At 35.4% G+C, this 226-nt stretch carries 1 protein-coding gene; it reads right to left on the bottom strand.

Annotation, left to right across the window (positions count from 1 at the left end):
* The coding region (locus V6256_RS15615) for a ComEC/Rec2 family competence protein (RefSeq protein ID WP_341599148.1) at positions 1–226 on the bottom strand (226 nt) is incomplete at both ends.

Here is a 226-nt window from a genome sequence, read left to right on the forward strand (position 1 = left end):
AAACGAATAAAACCAGAATGTCCAGTGGTTATATCTTTAATGCCTCGAGTTTTATAGCGTTTCACCACATCATAAATTGGAAAATACCATCTATTTTTATAACCCGCAGTAAACACCACCCATTCAGGATCGAACTCTTCAATAAACTCAATCCTAGAAGAGGTTTTACTACCATGATGCGGTGCAATAAAAATATCTGCATTTAAGGATGTCTGATACTTACTTG

The sequence above is a fragment of the Psychromonas aquatilis genome (genome assembly GCF_038155185.1).
Classification (GTDB): Bacteria; Pseudomonadota; Gammaproteobacteria; order Enterobacterales; family Psychromonadaceae; genus Psychromonas; species Psychromonas aquatilis.